6 protein-coding genes and 5 pseudogenes are annotated in these 15,898 nt (G+C 31.8%); 7 read left to right on the forward strand and 4 right to left on the reverse strand.

Features of this window, described 5'->3' with window-relative positions:
* Position 1: 1 nt before the first annotated feature.
* From N7U66_RS14865 to N7U66_RS14875, 3 genes and pseudogenes are all read left to right on the forward strand, one after another.
* A pseudogene (locus N7U66_RS14865) lies at positions 2–716 on the forward strand (LytR/AlgR family response regulator transcription factor).
* Between the two features lie 353 nt (positions 717–1,069).
* Complete coding sequence (locus N7U66_RS14870; protein WP_390886659.1) at positions 1,070–3,442, forward strand: DUF6923 family protein; 2,373 nt, start codon at positions 1,070–1,072, stop codon at positions 3,440–3,442.
* A 643-nt stretch (positions 3,443–4,085) separates the two neighbouring features.
* Complete coding sequence (locus N7U66_RS14875; RefSeq protein WP_267675958.1) at positions 4,086–4,301, forward strand: hypothetical protein; 216 nt, start codon at positions 4,086–4,088, stop codon at positions 4,299–4,301.
* Between the two features lie 82 nt (positions 4,302–4,383).
* On the opposite strand, the pseudogene N7U66_RS14880 reads toward N7U66_RS14875, so the two are convergent.
* A pseudogene (locus tag N7U66_RS14880) lies at positions 4,384–6,445 on the reverse strand (tetratricopeptide repeat protein).
* A 153-nt stretch (positions 6,446–6,598) separates the two neighbouring features.
* Between N7U66_RS14880 and N7U66_RS14885 the strand changes: the two are divergent.
* The 4 genes and pseudogenes from N7U66_RS14885 (at position 6,599) to N7U66_RS14900 (ending at position 9,926) form a co-directional block, all read left to right on the forward strand.
* Positions 6,599–6,862, forward strand: coding sequence for an STAS domain-containing protein (locus N7U66_RS14885; protein WP_267675959.1), 264 nt, complete (start codon positions 6,599–6,601; stop codon positions 6,860–6,862).
* Between the two features lie 53 nt (positions 6,863–6,915).
* Positions 6,916–7,194 (forward strand): STAS domain-containing protein, encoded by a 279-nt coding sequence (locus tag N7U66_RS14890; protein ID WP_267675960.1) that lies wholly within the window; start codon positions 6,916–6,918, stop codon positions 7,192–7,194.
* A 27-nt stretch (positions 7,195–7,221) separates the two neighbouring features.
* Positions 7,222–8,465 (forward strand): annotated as a pseudogene (locus tag N7U66_RS14895) (oligosaccharide flippase family protein).
* Positions 8,466–8,700: 235 nt separating this feature from the next.
* Positions 8,701–9,926 (forward strand): annotated as a pseudogene (locus tag N7U66_RS14900) (glycosyltransferase).
* Here the strand turns inward: N7U66_RS14900 and N7U66_RS14905 are convergent.
* The 3 genes and pseudogenes from N7U66_RS14905 to N7U66_RS14915 form a co-directional block, all read right to left on the reverse strand.
* Positions 9,913–11,430 (reverse strand): DUF4434 domain-containing protein, encoded by a 1,518-nt coding sequence (locus tag N7U66_RS14905; RefSeq protein WP_267675961.1) that lies wholly within the window; start codon positions 11,428–11,430, stop codon positions 9,913–9,915. The pseudogene N7U66_RS14900 and the gene N7U66_RS14905 sit on opposite strands and share 14 nt — an antisense overlap.
* Positions 11,424–12,641, reverse strand: coding sequence for a hypothetical protein (locus N7U66_RS14910; protein WP_267675962.1), 1,218 nt, complete (start codon positions 12,639–12,641; stop codon positions 11,424–11,426). Before N7U66_RS14910 ends, N7U66_RS14905 begins: the two co-directional genes overlap by 7 nt.
* Positions 12,641–15,733: pseudogene (locus N7U66_RS14915) on the reverse strand (hypothetical protein). Before N7U66_RS14915 ends, N7U66_RS14910 begins: the two are co-directional and overlap by 1 nt.
* Between the last annotated feature and the right edge of the window lie 165 nt (positions 15,734–15,898).

Genomic DNA, 15,898 nt, shown 5'->3' on the forward strand with positions numbered 1-15,898 from the left:
TATGAATTGCATTCTTATTGATGACGAAGCTACCGCAAGACTAATCATTACTCAATTGTGCTCCAGTGTAGTAAATCTAAATGTTTTAGAAGAGTTTCCTAACGCTATGCAAGCCATAAAGTATTTAAATCAAAACGAAGTTGATTTAATTTTCTTAGATATACACATGCCAGATTTTACAGGTTTTGATTTTATAGAAACCTTAAAAAATCCACCGAAAATAATATTAACCACTTCAGACCCAAATTTTGCTATTCAAGCGTTTGAGTACAATTGTATTGTAGATTATTTGGTAAAACCAATTACTCAAGAACGTTTTGATAAAGCCATTCAAAAAGCAGAAGCGAAACAAAGTAATTCAGTAGTAAAAGAATCATCTGCTGAAAAAGTAGAAACCACTTCCGGTAACGATTTATATGTTAATATAGACAGACGTTTAATTAAAATAGACATTTCTAGTATTTATTTAGTAGAAGCAAAAGGCGATTATATTCAAGTTAAAACCGAAGATAAAAACTATACAGTACATTCTACATTAAAAAAAATTGAAGATAAATTACCTGACAACCTGTTTTTAAAAGTACACCGTTCTTATATCATTAATATAAAAAAAATTATTGATATTGAAGACAATAGTGTGTTAATTAAAAAAGACGTTATTCCTGTAAGTCGTTCTAATAGACCAGGAGTTAATGAAACGCTTAAATTTGCTTTAAACCATTCGTCTACAGTAAATAGTATTCTGTCACAGTAAAAAAGCTTTTCAAACGAAAAGAAAAAAATAGATTTGTTGATCATATTAGTTTTGTTTCAAATTACAGAAACAGATATATTATGATAGCAATAATACTTTCCCATAGAAACCAAATTTTATTAACAGGATTAATTTTGTTCAGTTTTAAATTTCAAGCTCAAAATATCCCTTTTAATTGTGATTACAGCGCTTATCTATTTCAGTATAATGATGTTTACGCAATAGATTTAGCGTCTCGTAATTCTTATCTCGGCAGCATCAGATATAACACCAGGAAACATTAACGCAGCAGCTTATAATCCTGCAGATGGTTTTATTTGGGGTTATTTAAGCTCACCTACACAAACCATTGTAAGAATTGGTAAAGATTTTCAAACAACATCTTTTAGCTTACCTGAATTACCAACTAGTGGAAAATACGTTGGCGATATTAATCCTCAAGGTATTTATTATTTTAAAGGCGGCGGAACGGAGTATTATAAAGTAGATCTTAATCCTACATCATCAACCTATGCCCAATACATGTCTGCTGAAACGCTATCACAAAATGTCAATATTCATGATTGGGCTTTTAATGCTGTAGATGGTAATTTATATGCTGTAGAAAAAAGCACCAATATTTTATATCGTATAAACCCAACAACGAGTGTTGTAGAAAGCATGGGAGTAGTCCCTATTTTATCAGGACTAGACTATACTTATGGCGCCGTTTATTTTGATTCTGAAGGCCGTTTTTATGTCTCAGCAAATCAAACAGGTACTATATATGTGATTCAAAATGTGCAAGATTTAAACGGAATAAATGGTATGGATTCTAACTTATTTGCTTTTGGTCCATCAAGCGCTAGTAATGATGGTGCACGTTGTCCTACAGCTCCAGTATTACAAGAAATTTGCGATAATGGCATTGATGATGATGGCGATGGATTAATAGATTGCGAAGACCCTTCATGCTCAGGTTTTGGAAATTGTGCTGTTATTGCGCCTCCAACAACCGCTAACGAAGGTGGTTTAGAGAGTAATGGTCGTTTATCTCAAGCCATAAACAGACGTAACTTTAACCGTGCAAAAAACAGTTATAAATTCAATTTAAAAACGGCACGACGCTTAACGAAAGCATCGCAACAATCACAAAAAAACGCATTTACTGGGTTTCAATTACAAGACTTTATCCCTTTAACAACTATTAATGAAGATTATGCTATTGACTCAACACCTTTAGACTTGTTAAACATCACTAATGCAACTGAAGTGTATTCTGTAGACTACATACAAAACGATGCTTCAATAGCCTCAATCTTAGCATTAAAAACAGAAAATGGCGTATACGAACACACCAAATATATTTGTGACAGATTATTGGGAGCAGAGTTAATTTCTGTGTCAACAATTGATATTAATGGAGAAGCCTTTATAAAATCAATTATTAAAAATGCAGAGGGTAGTTTTGAATATGTGTTGAGCTTATCTGCTAAGGTAGAAAACAGCGATGCTAATTTTACTATTGAAAGCCATTGGAATTTAGACTTATACCAGGCAGATGTGACGTTTTATAACTTCCAAATCTGGTCTGATTCTATAGACGATTTATATCGTTTAGCGCAGGAAGTATTGAATTTGTTAAATACAGAAAAACCAATTTCCGGGTACCAACTCTCTGCACCTCCAACGGTTTTTGTTAGAAAAGGAAAGTATAATAATGGCGCATTAGATCTTCAAATAATAAATACGAATGCTACTGAAGATGTCACTGTTGATTCGCGTTTTAGAATCACAGAAACCAATGGCTTCAATTACTCAACAGCGAATTTAAATTTAAATAAAAATTATATTACAGACATTCAATTACCAACAGGTAACTTATTTGATATAGGTTTTAGAATAGGAGATGGCGTAAATACACCGGACGATTTATTCCTGTCAGATGGGCCTTGGGGCATCGACGATTCTCAAAACGGAACGACAGTCATGACTTATGCAGTATCACCAAATACAAATAGCTTTGACGTTGAAGATTTCCTTATTGAAAGAAACGTTTTGTTAACAGCAACAACACAAAGTTATGTGGCTGCTTACAGAGCATTAACGCCAAGATTTAAACCTGTAGATTTATCAGATTATGACAGTTTTAAATTAAAAGCATCGGGAACAGGGAACTTAGAGATTGCATTTGTAAAGCAGAGTATTACTAATTGGGAAGAGCAATACAAAACTACTGTTGTGTTAACAGATGATTTTCAGGATTTTGTTATTCCATTTTCAAACTTTACCGCTACAAATGGAACAAGTATGAACTTAGAAGATGCTGTAACAATAGTTTTTACTATGGTAAGTGAAGACGGTATACTTAGAGGTAAAGCCATGAATTTACAAGATATAAGTTTCTCTACAGGCAACACCTTATCTGCAGATACCTTTGAAACAGCAACAGATACAAATACATTAGCAGTGTATCCAAACCCAATGACTGAAACCTCAAATTTATATTTTACAACAAACCAAACAGAAACAGTTCAATTAATTATCTATAACACATTAGGTAACATAGTATTTGAAAAGACGGTAAAAACGCAAGTTGGTAGAAACCAAATTCCTATAATCAAACAAAACTTAAATTCAGGACTTTACGTATGTAAAGTGCTAAGTGCAAAAAAACAATACGCTCCCTTGAAATTAGTGATTAAGTAAACTTAATCGATAGTTAACTTTAAAGGCAAAAGATTCTTCTTTTGCCTTTTTTTATGGCGTTTTTTGAAGGATGTTTTATTTGATATTATCATTTGGAAGAAGGTACGATTGAAGAATCTATCATAGAATAATTTTAAAAATTCTTCACTACGCTCTGAATGATAGAAACTTTTGTACTTTTTCGTGATATTAATGGTTTTGTTTTAATTGGTATATTTAGGATGTAATCAAACTATATAATGAGAGGATTAGTAAACTTAAGAAAAGGGTATATTTATTTTATTAAAAATAAAGTGTGGATAGTTAGTCTTCTTTATGTGTGTGCCATTGTTAAAGACACGATTTGGTATGGTTCTTTTGGTGTTAATATATTGAGCTATGTTGATATACAAGACACTATTATTTCCTTTCTAAATCATACAATAATTTTTGTTGTATTTATTATTTATTCTTTGCGTTTGTTTTTGATAAAATTAAAAAGAATTGGTATACAAGTTTAATTAAATGGATCTTAATAATAACATTATTCGTTGTGTACTTTTTTATACTTAAAAAACCGGTTTCATTTATAACGATGTTATTTATTTTTTCATCTATTTATTTGAGTATTTACTCAGATAAACTTAAAGCTTTTAGTTTAATAATGTTTTTCTTAATTGGTCTTTCCACACTTGAACCATTAACACAAGCATTTTTAATGAAATTGGATTTGTATAAAGAATCTGCTGATATGACTTTTAAATGGAAAGAAAATAATTTAGATTTTTATTCATTTATATATGAAAATAAAAAAATAGATACTAAAGAGGATAAATATTTCTTAGTAGGTAATACAAAAGATTATTTTTTTTATATATGATAGATTCTTCACTAGAACTCTTATCATACCAAAAAGTGATTGTTCTAATATCAGAGCATATTTTAAAATTTGAAATCATTCTCTACTCCCTAAAAACAGGTCCATCAAATAACAACCATTTAAAACGTAATCCAACCTCATTAAAAGTAAAACCAGCAGCAGTTGCAGAGGCAATGTTACTTCGAGTACCAAATAGGTTCGCTAAACAACGCTCTGAGAATTTATAACCCAGTTTGCCTTGAAAACGATAGGTGCTTTGGCTACTATCATCTTCTATATATTGTAATCCTGTGGCAGCAGTTAGCTCGTAAAACCATGCTTTAGGTTTAGCAATGGCTTCATCTTTTATAAGATTTACAAAAACCTCTGCAGCATTAAAGAATTCCGGAGAAAAATAAATGGTTGGTATCTGGTCTTTAAACGTAATGTATTGGTAGTTTACACCTGCTTTAAGCGATGGTTTTGGTAAAATATTATAGTATAAAGAGGTGAATAACAGGTTTACGGTATTATTATCGCTTTGGCTCGTGTAAAAGTATTGTGTAAACCAGCCTAAGTTAACATTAGTATTTAAGCTATAGTTAGCGTAAAAGTTATTTTGTACGATTTCGCGATCTAATAACTCTGCATTAAAACTTTGTAATTCGCGTTTGTAACCAATAGTTAAATCTTGTAATTTAAACGGTTTAATATTAAATGAGAGGTCTGTTAATAGTTGTGTATACGCGTTAGTTGTTGCTTTCGCTGCTGTGATTCCGGCAGTACCTTTAAAGGTCACGTTAGGTAATAATTGGTAGGCCAAACCTAAACTAAAATCGTTAGAAGTGGCGTCATTATTGGTCACGGCATTTGTGGTGCTTCTGTAATTATAGCTACCTAAGAGTTTAAATTTTGTCGAGAATGGAAATTCAGTACTGTTATTAAACGCAAACGCTTCATTATCTCCATTATCAAAAGTATAAGAGGCTTTTGCTTCGTAAAAAGGTGTAAACGTCGTGTTGAGATTATTTATAAAATTAGTCGCATCTTTTTGGTTGTTATAAAACTTCAAGGTGTTTTCAGCAGAGGTGTAAGCGTTATCATAAAAACCTAAGGCCTTTAGAGCATTGGCTTTTCCTAAGTTACCATCAAAAGAGCTACTATCGTTTACCAAAATCTGGTCGTAATCTTTTACACTTTGTTTAAAGTTACTTTTGTAAATATTAAGTGTGGCACGTAAGGCCAAAACCCAATTGTCGTTTGCGTTAGTCTCTATTAATTTTTCGATAAGTGTATCTGCCGCTTTATATTTTTTATTCCAAATTAAGGCTTGTGCGTAACGCTCTGTCGTTTGTTGTGTTAGTGTAGCAACTGTTGAAGCGTCTAAATTTTCATAAGCTTGTTGACTTAATTGTAAAGCGTCTTTTTCTTTTCCGTTTAAATGTGAGACTAAAGCTAATCCGTTTAATGCTGTTATTTTGTTTTCACGGATTTTCGGCGAGTAAATTATAGGTAACTTTGGCATCGTCTAACCGACTGGTAATTAAATACAGGTTTGCTAAGTTTAATAAAGTGTCTATATCGTTATCAAAAAGCATTAGGTTTTCTTTTAACAAGGTTTCAGCGTCATCGTACTGTTGGGCTTGTTGTTTTTGATAGGCATAGCCTAAATACATATACTTTTTAGAGTTTAAGGCATTTGGGTTTTCCGGTAAAACGCCTAGTGCTTTGTTTACATATAGTAAAGCCTCTTCATATTCTTTTAAATTAGATAATGTATTCGCAAAACTTAAAAGTGCTGGAAAGCTTTTAGGATCTTCGTTTATTAAGCCTTTAAAATAGGTTTTGGCTTTTGCGTAATTTTTATTCCATAATAGAGATTCGCCATAATTTAGTTTCACTTCAAAATCTGCTGGGTAATCTGCCAATAGGGTTGTAAAAAGGGTATTGGCTTGTTCTGGTTTTCCGTTTAATCCAATAGCGCGACCATAACACAAACGCGCCGTCTTATTATTTGGATAGTCTTTTAGTATATTATTAAAAAAGGTTTCCGCATTAGCGTATTTACCAGTTTCTAAATAGGTAAAGCCTTCCTGCATGTCTTGGGCAAAGCCAAAAACAGCAGTTAATAAAAGACTAAGTAAGGTAAAAGATTTGAATATCATGTTCTTGTTTTATATCACTTGCAAGTTAAGCATTCATATTCATTCATTCATCTACACCAATGGTCTACTCATCGAAATTCAAACGACTTTGGGAGGTTTCAAATGCATCTTTGTATCAGAAATCAGAACAATAACTATTTAAAAATAACAATTATGGCACTTACAATTTTAAGAAACGACGACACATTCACATTAGAAGGAAAAATTAATTTAGAAACGGCAAGTAATTTTAAAACACAATTTTATCTGTTACTAAACTCGCTTAAAGGATTGACCATTGATATTAGTAAAGTAACAGAAATTGACACGAAAGGTGTTGCTGCTTTTAAAATATTGTATAACAATTCAAAATTGTGGAATAAGCCTTTTTATATCGTTGGCAATGGTTGTAAAGATCTTTACGAAGCATTAATGTAATATTAAAATCCCAAACCCAAACTTAATACTAATCACCTAAAAAAATACTACTTATGGCACTTACAATTACACAACAAGACAACACAATTACTTTAGAAGGTTCATTAAATACAGCAAATTTAAACAGTTTTAAAAGTCATTTTGATTTTATTTTAAATTCTTATAAAGACGTTACGTTAGATATAGATAGAGTGACTCAAATTGATGTATCAGCAATGTTTGTATTAAAAGAGTTGTATAAAGAAGCGGCACTTAACTGTAAGATATTTTTTGTTTCTGGTTATAGAAGTGAAGAAATTTATGAAGATTTTCAATACATAAATATCGCCTAATTAATAAACATAAATACACCAAATAAGATGCAAGCTTTATCTATTTTAAAATCGAAAAACATAACTCAAGAACAATTGTTTATGCTAAGTATATTAGCTGTCAATGGAGGCAACTACTTGTACAATCTTATTTTAGGTCGTGTTTTAGGACCAATACAATTTGCAGATGCAGCAGTTTTAATTACCTTTTTATTAGTATTGTCTTTTGTTGCAATGACTTTTCAATTGGTAACTGCAAAATTTTCAGTTGTTTTTGAAAATGATACGTTCAAAAATTTTATTTCAAAAATTTATAAAAACGCAATTTTATTTGGTTTAGGTTTTGGAGCGTTAATCATCGTTTTTGCAAAACAGTTACAGGACGTTTTTAACACCTCATCGTCTAGCATGTTTACCATTTTTGGTATTGGTGTGCCTTTATATTTTTTAATGAGTGTAAATAGAGGTGTCTTTCAAGGAAAGAAAGAATTCAAATTATTATCGATTACTTATCAGTCTGAAATGTTAAGCAGACTATTAATTACCTTAGGTTTAATCCTCTTATTTCATATTCAATCTTCTGTTGTCATTGCTATTGGAATTTTAATCTCTTTTGGATTTGGTTTAGTGCCATTTAAATTTAAAAATATTACCTTCAAAACAACTGCTGTTATTGGTGCAAGTAATTCAAAACAAGTACGTAGCTTTTTTATTATTACAGCTTTTTATGAATTGACTCAAATTATCATTAATAACAGTGATATTCTTTTAGTAAAGCATTATTTCGATTCTTACGAAGCTGGTTTGTATGCTTCCTTAGCCTTAATTGGTCGTATTGTTTACTTTGTCGCCTGGATGTTTGTGATGTTGTTATTGCCAACAGTAGTACAACTTAAAAAAGAAGGAAAAGCAACAGCTCCAATTTTATTTAAATATGTAGGTTATATCGCAGGAATTGCAATAGTAATAGTAGTTGGTTGTGCTTTATTTCCGAAACTGCGATTACATTATTATTTGGAGATAGCTATTTAGCAATAGCTCCTTTATTATGGAAGTACGCATTAGCAACTGGTTTGTTTGCCATATCAAACATTTTTGCTTACTACTATTTATCTTTAGATAAATTTATTCCAGTAGTAATTTACGGTGTCTTCGGAATGCTTCAAATGGTGTTAGTTGTCTTTTTTCATAATAGTTTAGAGCAAGTGGTATACATGCAAATTATAGCTATGATTTTATTGTTGGTTGTACAAATGTTATTCTTTGTAATCAATCAGAGAAACGAAAAATAAACTCATTTAAATTCGGTATTTTTTTTATTTATAAAAAAGGCTGTGGTTTTAAACCACAGCCTTTTCTTTTTCATGTAATAATTAAGTATCGACCAATGGTAAATCCATACCTTCTTTCCACTCGTCTATAGTAACCTGCAATCTGTCTAAAGTTGGCAACTTCACTGGATGTTATGATGCAAATTTGTAGTGTGATTAAGAAATAGCATATTAAAAAATAATAAATAAAGACCTCATGAAACTAGCAATTGTAACCGCTTACCCACCAAGTAAAGTCACTTTAAACGAGTATGCTTATCATTTAGTAAAGCATTTTAGACAAAAAGAAAGCATCACAGAAATTATATTATTAACCGATAAAACAGAAGGAGCAAAAGACATCGCATTTGCAGAAGATGGATGTAAAATAATAGTTAAAGAATGTTGGGCCTTTAATAGCTATTCAAACATTTTAAATGTAACTAAAGCCATTAACAAGACGCAACCTGATGCCGTATTATTCAACTTACAGTTTATGAAGTTTGGAGACAAAAAAGTAGCGGCAGCTTTAGGCTTAATGTTACCATTGGTTTGTAAACTAAAAGGCATTCCAAATATCGTATTATTACACAATATTTTAGAAGAAGTAGATTTAGGAAATGCTGGATTTACAACTAACAAAATCATGCAAAAAATATATGGTTTTATAGGTGCAAGCTTAACAAAATTAATATTACAAGCGGATACGGTAGCTGTAACAATGCAAAAATATGTTGATATTTTAGAGAAAAAATACAATGCTAAAAATGTGACTCTAATTCCACATGGCACTTTTGAAGTAAGTACAGAACTACCTGATTATAATTTACCACAAGGTCCTTTAAAAATTATGACTTTTGGAAAATTTGGAACCTACAAAAAAGTAGAAGCAATGATTGAAGCGGTAGAGAAAGTTAGAAAATCGTCTCGGATTGAATTTAGAAGTAGTCATTGCGGGAACAGACAACCCAAATGTGCCAGGTTATTTAGCAAAAGTGCAGGAAGATTATAAACACGTACCACAGGTAAGATTCACAGGTTATGTTGAAGAACACGAAGTGCCAACCTTATTTAAAGAAAGTGCCGTGGTTGTGTTTCCATACACTTCTACAACAGGAAGTTACTGGTGTTTTACATCAAGCAGGAAGTTATGGGAAAGCAGTGGTAATGCCGGATTTAGGAGATTTAGCATTGTTAGTTAAAGATGAAGGATACCAAGGTGAGTTTTTTGAGCCTAATAGTGTAGCTAGTTTAGCATTAGCCATAGAAGTTTTGGTAACAAACGAAGCACACAGATTAAATATAGCAAAAGCAAATTATAAGGCAGCTACAGCTTATCCAATGGAAAAAATAACAAACATGTACTTAAATAGTTTCGATAAAATTATTAATATAAAAGTACCACAGACTAAAGTTGTTTTAGAACCAGCTACTGCTGAGTAATATATTTAAACGATGCCTTTTTTGTCCCATTTTTATCAATAAACCCAAAGTGTTTTTGGGTATTACGACGCCAAGGTCTGCTTCCTACAACAGCTTTTGGCACATCAACAAAATCATATAAAGTCCAAGACATAAATTGCAATTTGTTAGCAGCAATAATCTCTTGGATTTTTTTGTGGTAATTGGCTTGATCTTCTTCTGAAGAACCAAACGGTTTCCAAAAACCACTGTAAGAAGAGATTCCAAACTCCTGTAATACAAGTTTCTTATCCGGAATGTCTTTTTGCATCGTTTTAATAGAAGCATCCAATAGATCTAAATCTTCATAATAATGAAACGAAACAAAATCAACTTTGTCATTTAGAATAGAAGCACTTTGTGTGTTAGACCAACCAATAGTTACAGGATGTTTATCGTCAACCGACTTTACTAAATCTATCATATTTTCTAACCAGGAAATCACCAAATCTTGTCCTCTAGATTCAAAATCTAAATTGGGTTCGTTTTTAATATCCCAGGCTAGTAAAGCGCTATGGTCTTTAAAGATGGAAACTATTTTTTCTGCATGACGTAGGTTTAAAGTCCAATTTAAAACCGAATAATCTCCATAAAAATCAAACAAAGTCAAAATTACTTTAAGATTGTTTTCTTCAGCAGCATCTAAAGTTTGCTTAAGCTTTTCAAGTTTTTCAGGATTGACTTCTGCCTTTCCAAAATCGTCATATTGCACAAAAATTCTAACCGAATTTAAGCCGGCCTCTTTTATTATTTTAAAATCTTTTAAAATGGTGTCTTTAGAAAATTTGTCTCCATACATATTCCAAGGAGATGCCTGTGGGTAATAGTTAATCCCTTTAATGTTTAAGCTATCTGTTACAGCTATTATAGATTTTGATTTATAAGCTTCGGTATTTTCTTTTACTAAGTGTCTGATGCGCCAAAAACCATCTTCCAGTAAAAAAACAATCTTATAAGTAACTATTTCTGTAGTTTCTAAAACTAATTTTTCAGCTTTAAAAATACGTTTATATTCTACTACATTTCGATCTGTAATAACAGCCAATTGCCCATCTTCGCTAAAAAACTCTAAAGTAGGATTGTGGCTTAAGGTCGTAGATTCAATTGTTGTATTTTCGGCTTTATTTAATTGAATAAAACTGTAAATGTTTTCTCTTGCACTATCAGTAAAATAATCTTTTACACCTTCGGTTGTGTTGGTTTTATAAGCAACATGCATAACATACCACGCGTCCAAATAGTCGTTTTGTATGGCATTTAAGTTTTCTTTATCCATGGGTCTACCTTCATTGCGTAAGGGTTCCCAAACCATTTTTGGTAGATATTGTTCTACTTTTTCTATTTCGGTGTGTAGCATGGTGCTTCTATCTGCACCTGTATTTAGATAGCTAAATAAAGCACTAACGCCGGAAATAATTAAGGCTACAATCATAATATATGAGGCTATTAATATGGTACGCAATATATTTTTGTTAAGACCTACCATAGTTTTTTATTATTAAACTCTTTTTCTATTCCAGCAGTTTGAATGCGAAAGTTATAATTGCCATTTTTGAAAATGGCTGGTTTTAAATTAAAGTTGACATAACCGTTAAATGATGTTTTTAAATAAGTTTCAACAAGAGTATTGTCTTTATAAATTTGCAGTTTTACTTGTAAGCCATCAGGTATCATTTGTTGCATAAAACTTCTTAAAGGACCAACTTTTATATCTCGATTATTTTCTGAAAATAGAACATCAAAATCGTCAATAACTTGTTTGTAATTTAAAGTAATCACTTTGCTTTCTGCCATTCCTTCAACATAAGCCTTTATGCTCCAATTAGCCTGGTAATCCGGATGAATCATTTTTGCAGTCGCTATACCATCTATTGTTGTTCCAGTCGTTTTTAAAATATTTCCTTTGGAATTTGTGATAAAAAACGTAACAAAGGTGCCATCACTAACCACATTATCAAGTTTGTCCTTTATAATTGAAGTTGAAAAAGTTGTTACCTGATTACCATCTGCATAATCATGTGGTCGTTTTGCTAAAATAGTAAAGTTAGTAGGAATAGTAGCCCAAACATTTATGGTAAACTCCTTAGAATTTATCCCTAAACTTTCTGAAGACACTAACATACGACCGCTTTCCTTTTTGGAATAAATATTTTTATAAGCAATTAGGTTTTTTGTAAAAATGAGATCGTTTTCTTCGGAATCTAAAAACTGATGCTTTGCATTGACCAAGGTATTTGTTGTTACAGGATTATCTAATGAATCTGTTGGGATAACAATCAACATCGTATAATCTGTTCCGCCAGCTTCAATACTAGGTGGTCCAATATAAGTTTCTATAGTAGCTACTTCTGCCTTTGGATTGTTGTTGAATTGACCTGAAATAGAATTGGTTTCCTCTAATAACGTCCAATTAACAATACCTGTTTTTTGAGTGATATTTTTAGGAAAAGTATATTCTAGAATTTCATTTTTTATGGAAGCACTGACCAAGGTAGAACCATAACTATTCGAGCAATACAACAAAGGTTTTTCAGATTGAGCGCTTGAAAATTTTAAAACGATGCTGTTACCAACTTCATACTCTGTTTCTGTTGTTATTAATTTAAAAGAATTAGTAGTTTCATTTTTTTGCACAACAGCAAACGATGCTAATAAAATCAAACCTAAAAGGAATACGTATGTAAGTTTAAATTGCATTAATTCGGGCTTCCAATATATGTGTTAATCTCAATTTTAATATAACTATAGTCTGAATGTTCAATTTTTTGTAATTGGGAATTGCTATGATTTTCAATTACGGTAGGTACTATTTTATTAGATATGCTTTCGTTTGGCAAACCATTTACAAAGATATTTTTCATGCTATCATTAATAGTTTTTATCTGTCCGTCTTTTAAAATCTGGTATCTGAAATTTTGTTTGCGTTGTTGTCTTATACCTTCTTTAATAAACATATGGTCTACCCAAATTATGTTTTTATTTTCGTCATAATAGCTCACTAAAAGTTGAGGTATAGTGATTTCCTGGATACCACTATTAAATAAGTTTCCGTCAATAATTTCATCTTTAATTAAAATATCACTTAACACCACATTTTTATACAAATCTGATCCAGATACATTTCCAGCAGCTTGAAGGTTGAATTTAGTAGGTTGTTCTTCAAACTCAACAGGCGTAAACTCATCTCGGATTAAAGGTGTCCGGAATAGAATCTTGCGTTTTTGACCAGGCAATACCTTCAAAATCAATTCGGAAACTGCTTGATTCTTTCGGCATTAACCTGTGTTTTACATGATATTTTGCGTTGTAAGTTGCCAGTTCTTTATTATCGTCATTGTAAAGTGTTCCTTTTAAAATAACATCAGCAGGCACATTATCTATATTTTGTACTTCTCCAATAATAGCATAACTACCTTCATGTTTTACCAATTTTGCAGAAAGCACTTCTAAAACGGGTTGTTTTAGTACGTCTTCATGGTGGGTTTGTTCAGTGGTTATACGTCGTCTACCTTGATTAAAATATTGAGTAGTATTAGCAAAGTAAAGTTGGTCCGGCGGCACATCGTTATTTAAATCGTCTGGTTGTAAATACCATTTACCGTTGTGCTTGGAGAGTGATTTGTAATCCACTTTTTCAATTTTCTCTAATGGTGTTATCCATTGACTGGTCACCTTTGCAGTTACTGTGCTATCGTTGTATTTATTAATTTCGGTTTTAATAGCATCCATTTTTGCATAACTAATCAATAAGCCATCCGTCACTGAAACTTGTAACATGTATTGTTCAATTGGCAATTTACTGTTTGGATCTATTAAACGGTGTGCTTTTTCAAATTCTTTAAAATCTAAGGCATCGTAATAGGCAATAATGGTATTTTTTGGACTACGTTGCGAATCGTTTTTTAAATAGAATAAATAGATGCCATAACAAACCAAAATAGCCAATAGTAATGACCAAATATGTGTAATTCTTAATATATTTCTATTGAATTTAATATAGGTAGATGGAAATTTTAAAAAGTCAGGAAGCGCTTTAATGCGTGTTTTTAAGGCATTTATCCAAAGCATTTGTATGTTTAAAATAAAGGCCATTAATACGGTTAAGAATGGTATAATTCCCCACATTATTTTCAGCCATTTTGCAACATCTTCTTTTGGTAAAATAGAGGAAACCGGAGGAACGTTTAGTCGTTCCCATACCATAATTCCATTTTCTAATTGTCGTAAGCGCTGCCAACCACAGAAGTAGAGGATTGGATCGTAAAATTTATCGTTAGAAAATATATACTTGAGATTGTATTTTTCAGGGGTTGTTAAAAATTGTTGTAATGAGCCAATGCCTGCGACACCTTTAAATTTTGAATTCTCTAAACGCTCAATAGGTCGAGTCGTTAATTCCGGTAATCGTCTTGCAGAATGATAGTTTCCATCTACAGTCATGGCATGGGTTTGCGTACTTAACCAGGCCATTTGATCGCCAAAACCTAAAGTAATAAATCGCCATTTATCATGATCATCTTGATTTAAGAAATTCACGATAGGCAACATCTTTATTTTTTGTGGTTGTGAAGGTCTGAAATAACCTAAACTCATAGTAAAAATAACCATAAAAACGAATAATCCTGCTAATATTCCGCCAGTAATTCTGTGATAAACAGCTCCAAATTTAGATTGGATAAGATCTTTTAAATCGCCTTCAACAAAACGATAAACAAATTCGCCTAACATGGGTAAAGACATGATGGAGGCCCAAAGTGTAAAACGGTCTAATGTTAAAATATTAAAGGCAGTTTCACCTAAAATCTTTAACGGTATTGTCGTTGTACCACCAGTTCCTAAAAGAGTACAAATGGTTATTGATAAACCAAAAAACAGGTAACGTTTGCTATAATACCTATAAAAAATGTATGGTAATAATACAAGTAAAACTCCCCAGGGAATAAGGAAAAACACCAATCCTGATGAGGTAATTTCAAGAAAATTATCTCTTGAGCCATGCGGAATGGGTACTTGTGTAATTGGATTGGCTTTAGAGTTTATCCAATATGGTAAAATACAACCTACAATTAAAACTAAGGAAAGCATCCCGAAACTAACAATACGTTTAAAGAGCTTAAAAAAACTTTTTAAAAAGATTTTAAAAGTGACTTCTTTCATGGAGTTAACCTGTTCTCTCGGAAACATCCATGATTACCATTCCTATTAAAGGAAAGATAAAAAAGACCATTCCAAAAATTGGCGTCACATGATGTGAAGTAACCGTAACAGCTATAAGAGATAACGAGGTTGCTAAGTACCAAAGTTTACCTGTTTTTAGCCATAAATAAATTTACTGGTAAGGCATGCATTAATATTGATATACCAACAATGCTAGGTAATTGTCCGAAAATATGAAGGGTTTCTACAAACGATGAAGAAAACACAGCTAAAATAGCAGCATAACCAGCAACCGTTTTATTGGCTGTCATTAGTAATGAAAACCTGTAAACGCCTGTAATAAATAATACTATAGCAATAAGCGCCACAGTAAATAATCCAAATTTTAATCCGCCGATTAAGGATAATAATGCCATAGATTGGTGCACTAATGGTGGATAACTCATTACTGAAAAACCTGTGTACCATTTATAGTTCCATGGTTCAAACCAACTATTGGCATAATGATCTGCAAAAAACAAATGTATTAAAGCATCGTAAGTAGTTTCCAACGTAAAAAAGATGGTGCTACCATGAAACGCCAATCCTAAAAGTAGCGCAGAGATTAAGTATTTGTTTGAGGTTTCTTTCATTTAGAGCCTAAGCTGTAACATAATGGTAAAGATAAATAAATTAAATAGTGGTTCATTTTTTAATTAACTACAGCAATCTGCCATTCGTCGACACTTAGATATAGGTTAAACTAAATAACAATTTCAAAAGCGTCTTCCATGGTATTTTTGAACCATCAATAACAT

This window comes from Lacinutrix neustonica, assembly GCF_026625145.1.
Lineage (GTDB): Bacteria > Bacteroidota > Bacteroidia > Flavobacteriales > Flavobacteriaceae > Lacinutrix > Lacinutrix neustonica.

Bases quoted from the DNA above. Each gene is read 5' to 3' on its own strand.
- N7U66_RS14875 (WP_267675958.1), top strand. From the start codon at position 4,086: ATGTTTTTCTTAATTGGTCTTTCCACACTTGAACCATTAACACAAGCA.
- N7U66_RS14885 (WP_267675959.1), top strand. From the start codon at position 6,599: ATGGCACTTACAATTTTAAGAAACGACGACACATTCACATTAGAAGGA.
- N7U66_RS14890 (WP_267675960.1), top strand. From the start codon at position 6,916: ATGGCACTTACAATTACACAACAAGACAACACAATTACTTTAGAAGGT.
- N7U66_RS14905 (WP_267675961.1), bottom strand. From the start codon at position 11,430: ATGGTAGGTCTTAACAAAAATATATTGCGTACCATATTAATAGCCTCA.
- N7U66_RS14910 (WP_267675962.1), bottom strand. From the start codon at position 12,641: ATGCAATTTAAACTTACATACGTATTCCTTTTAGGTTTGATTTTATTA.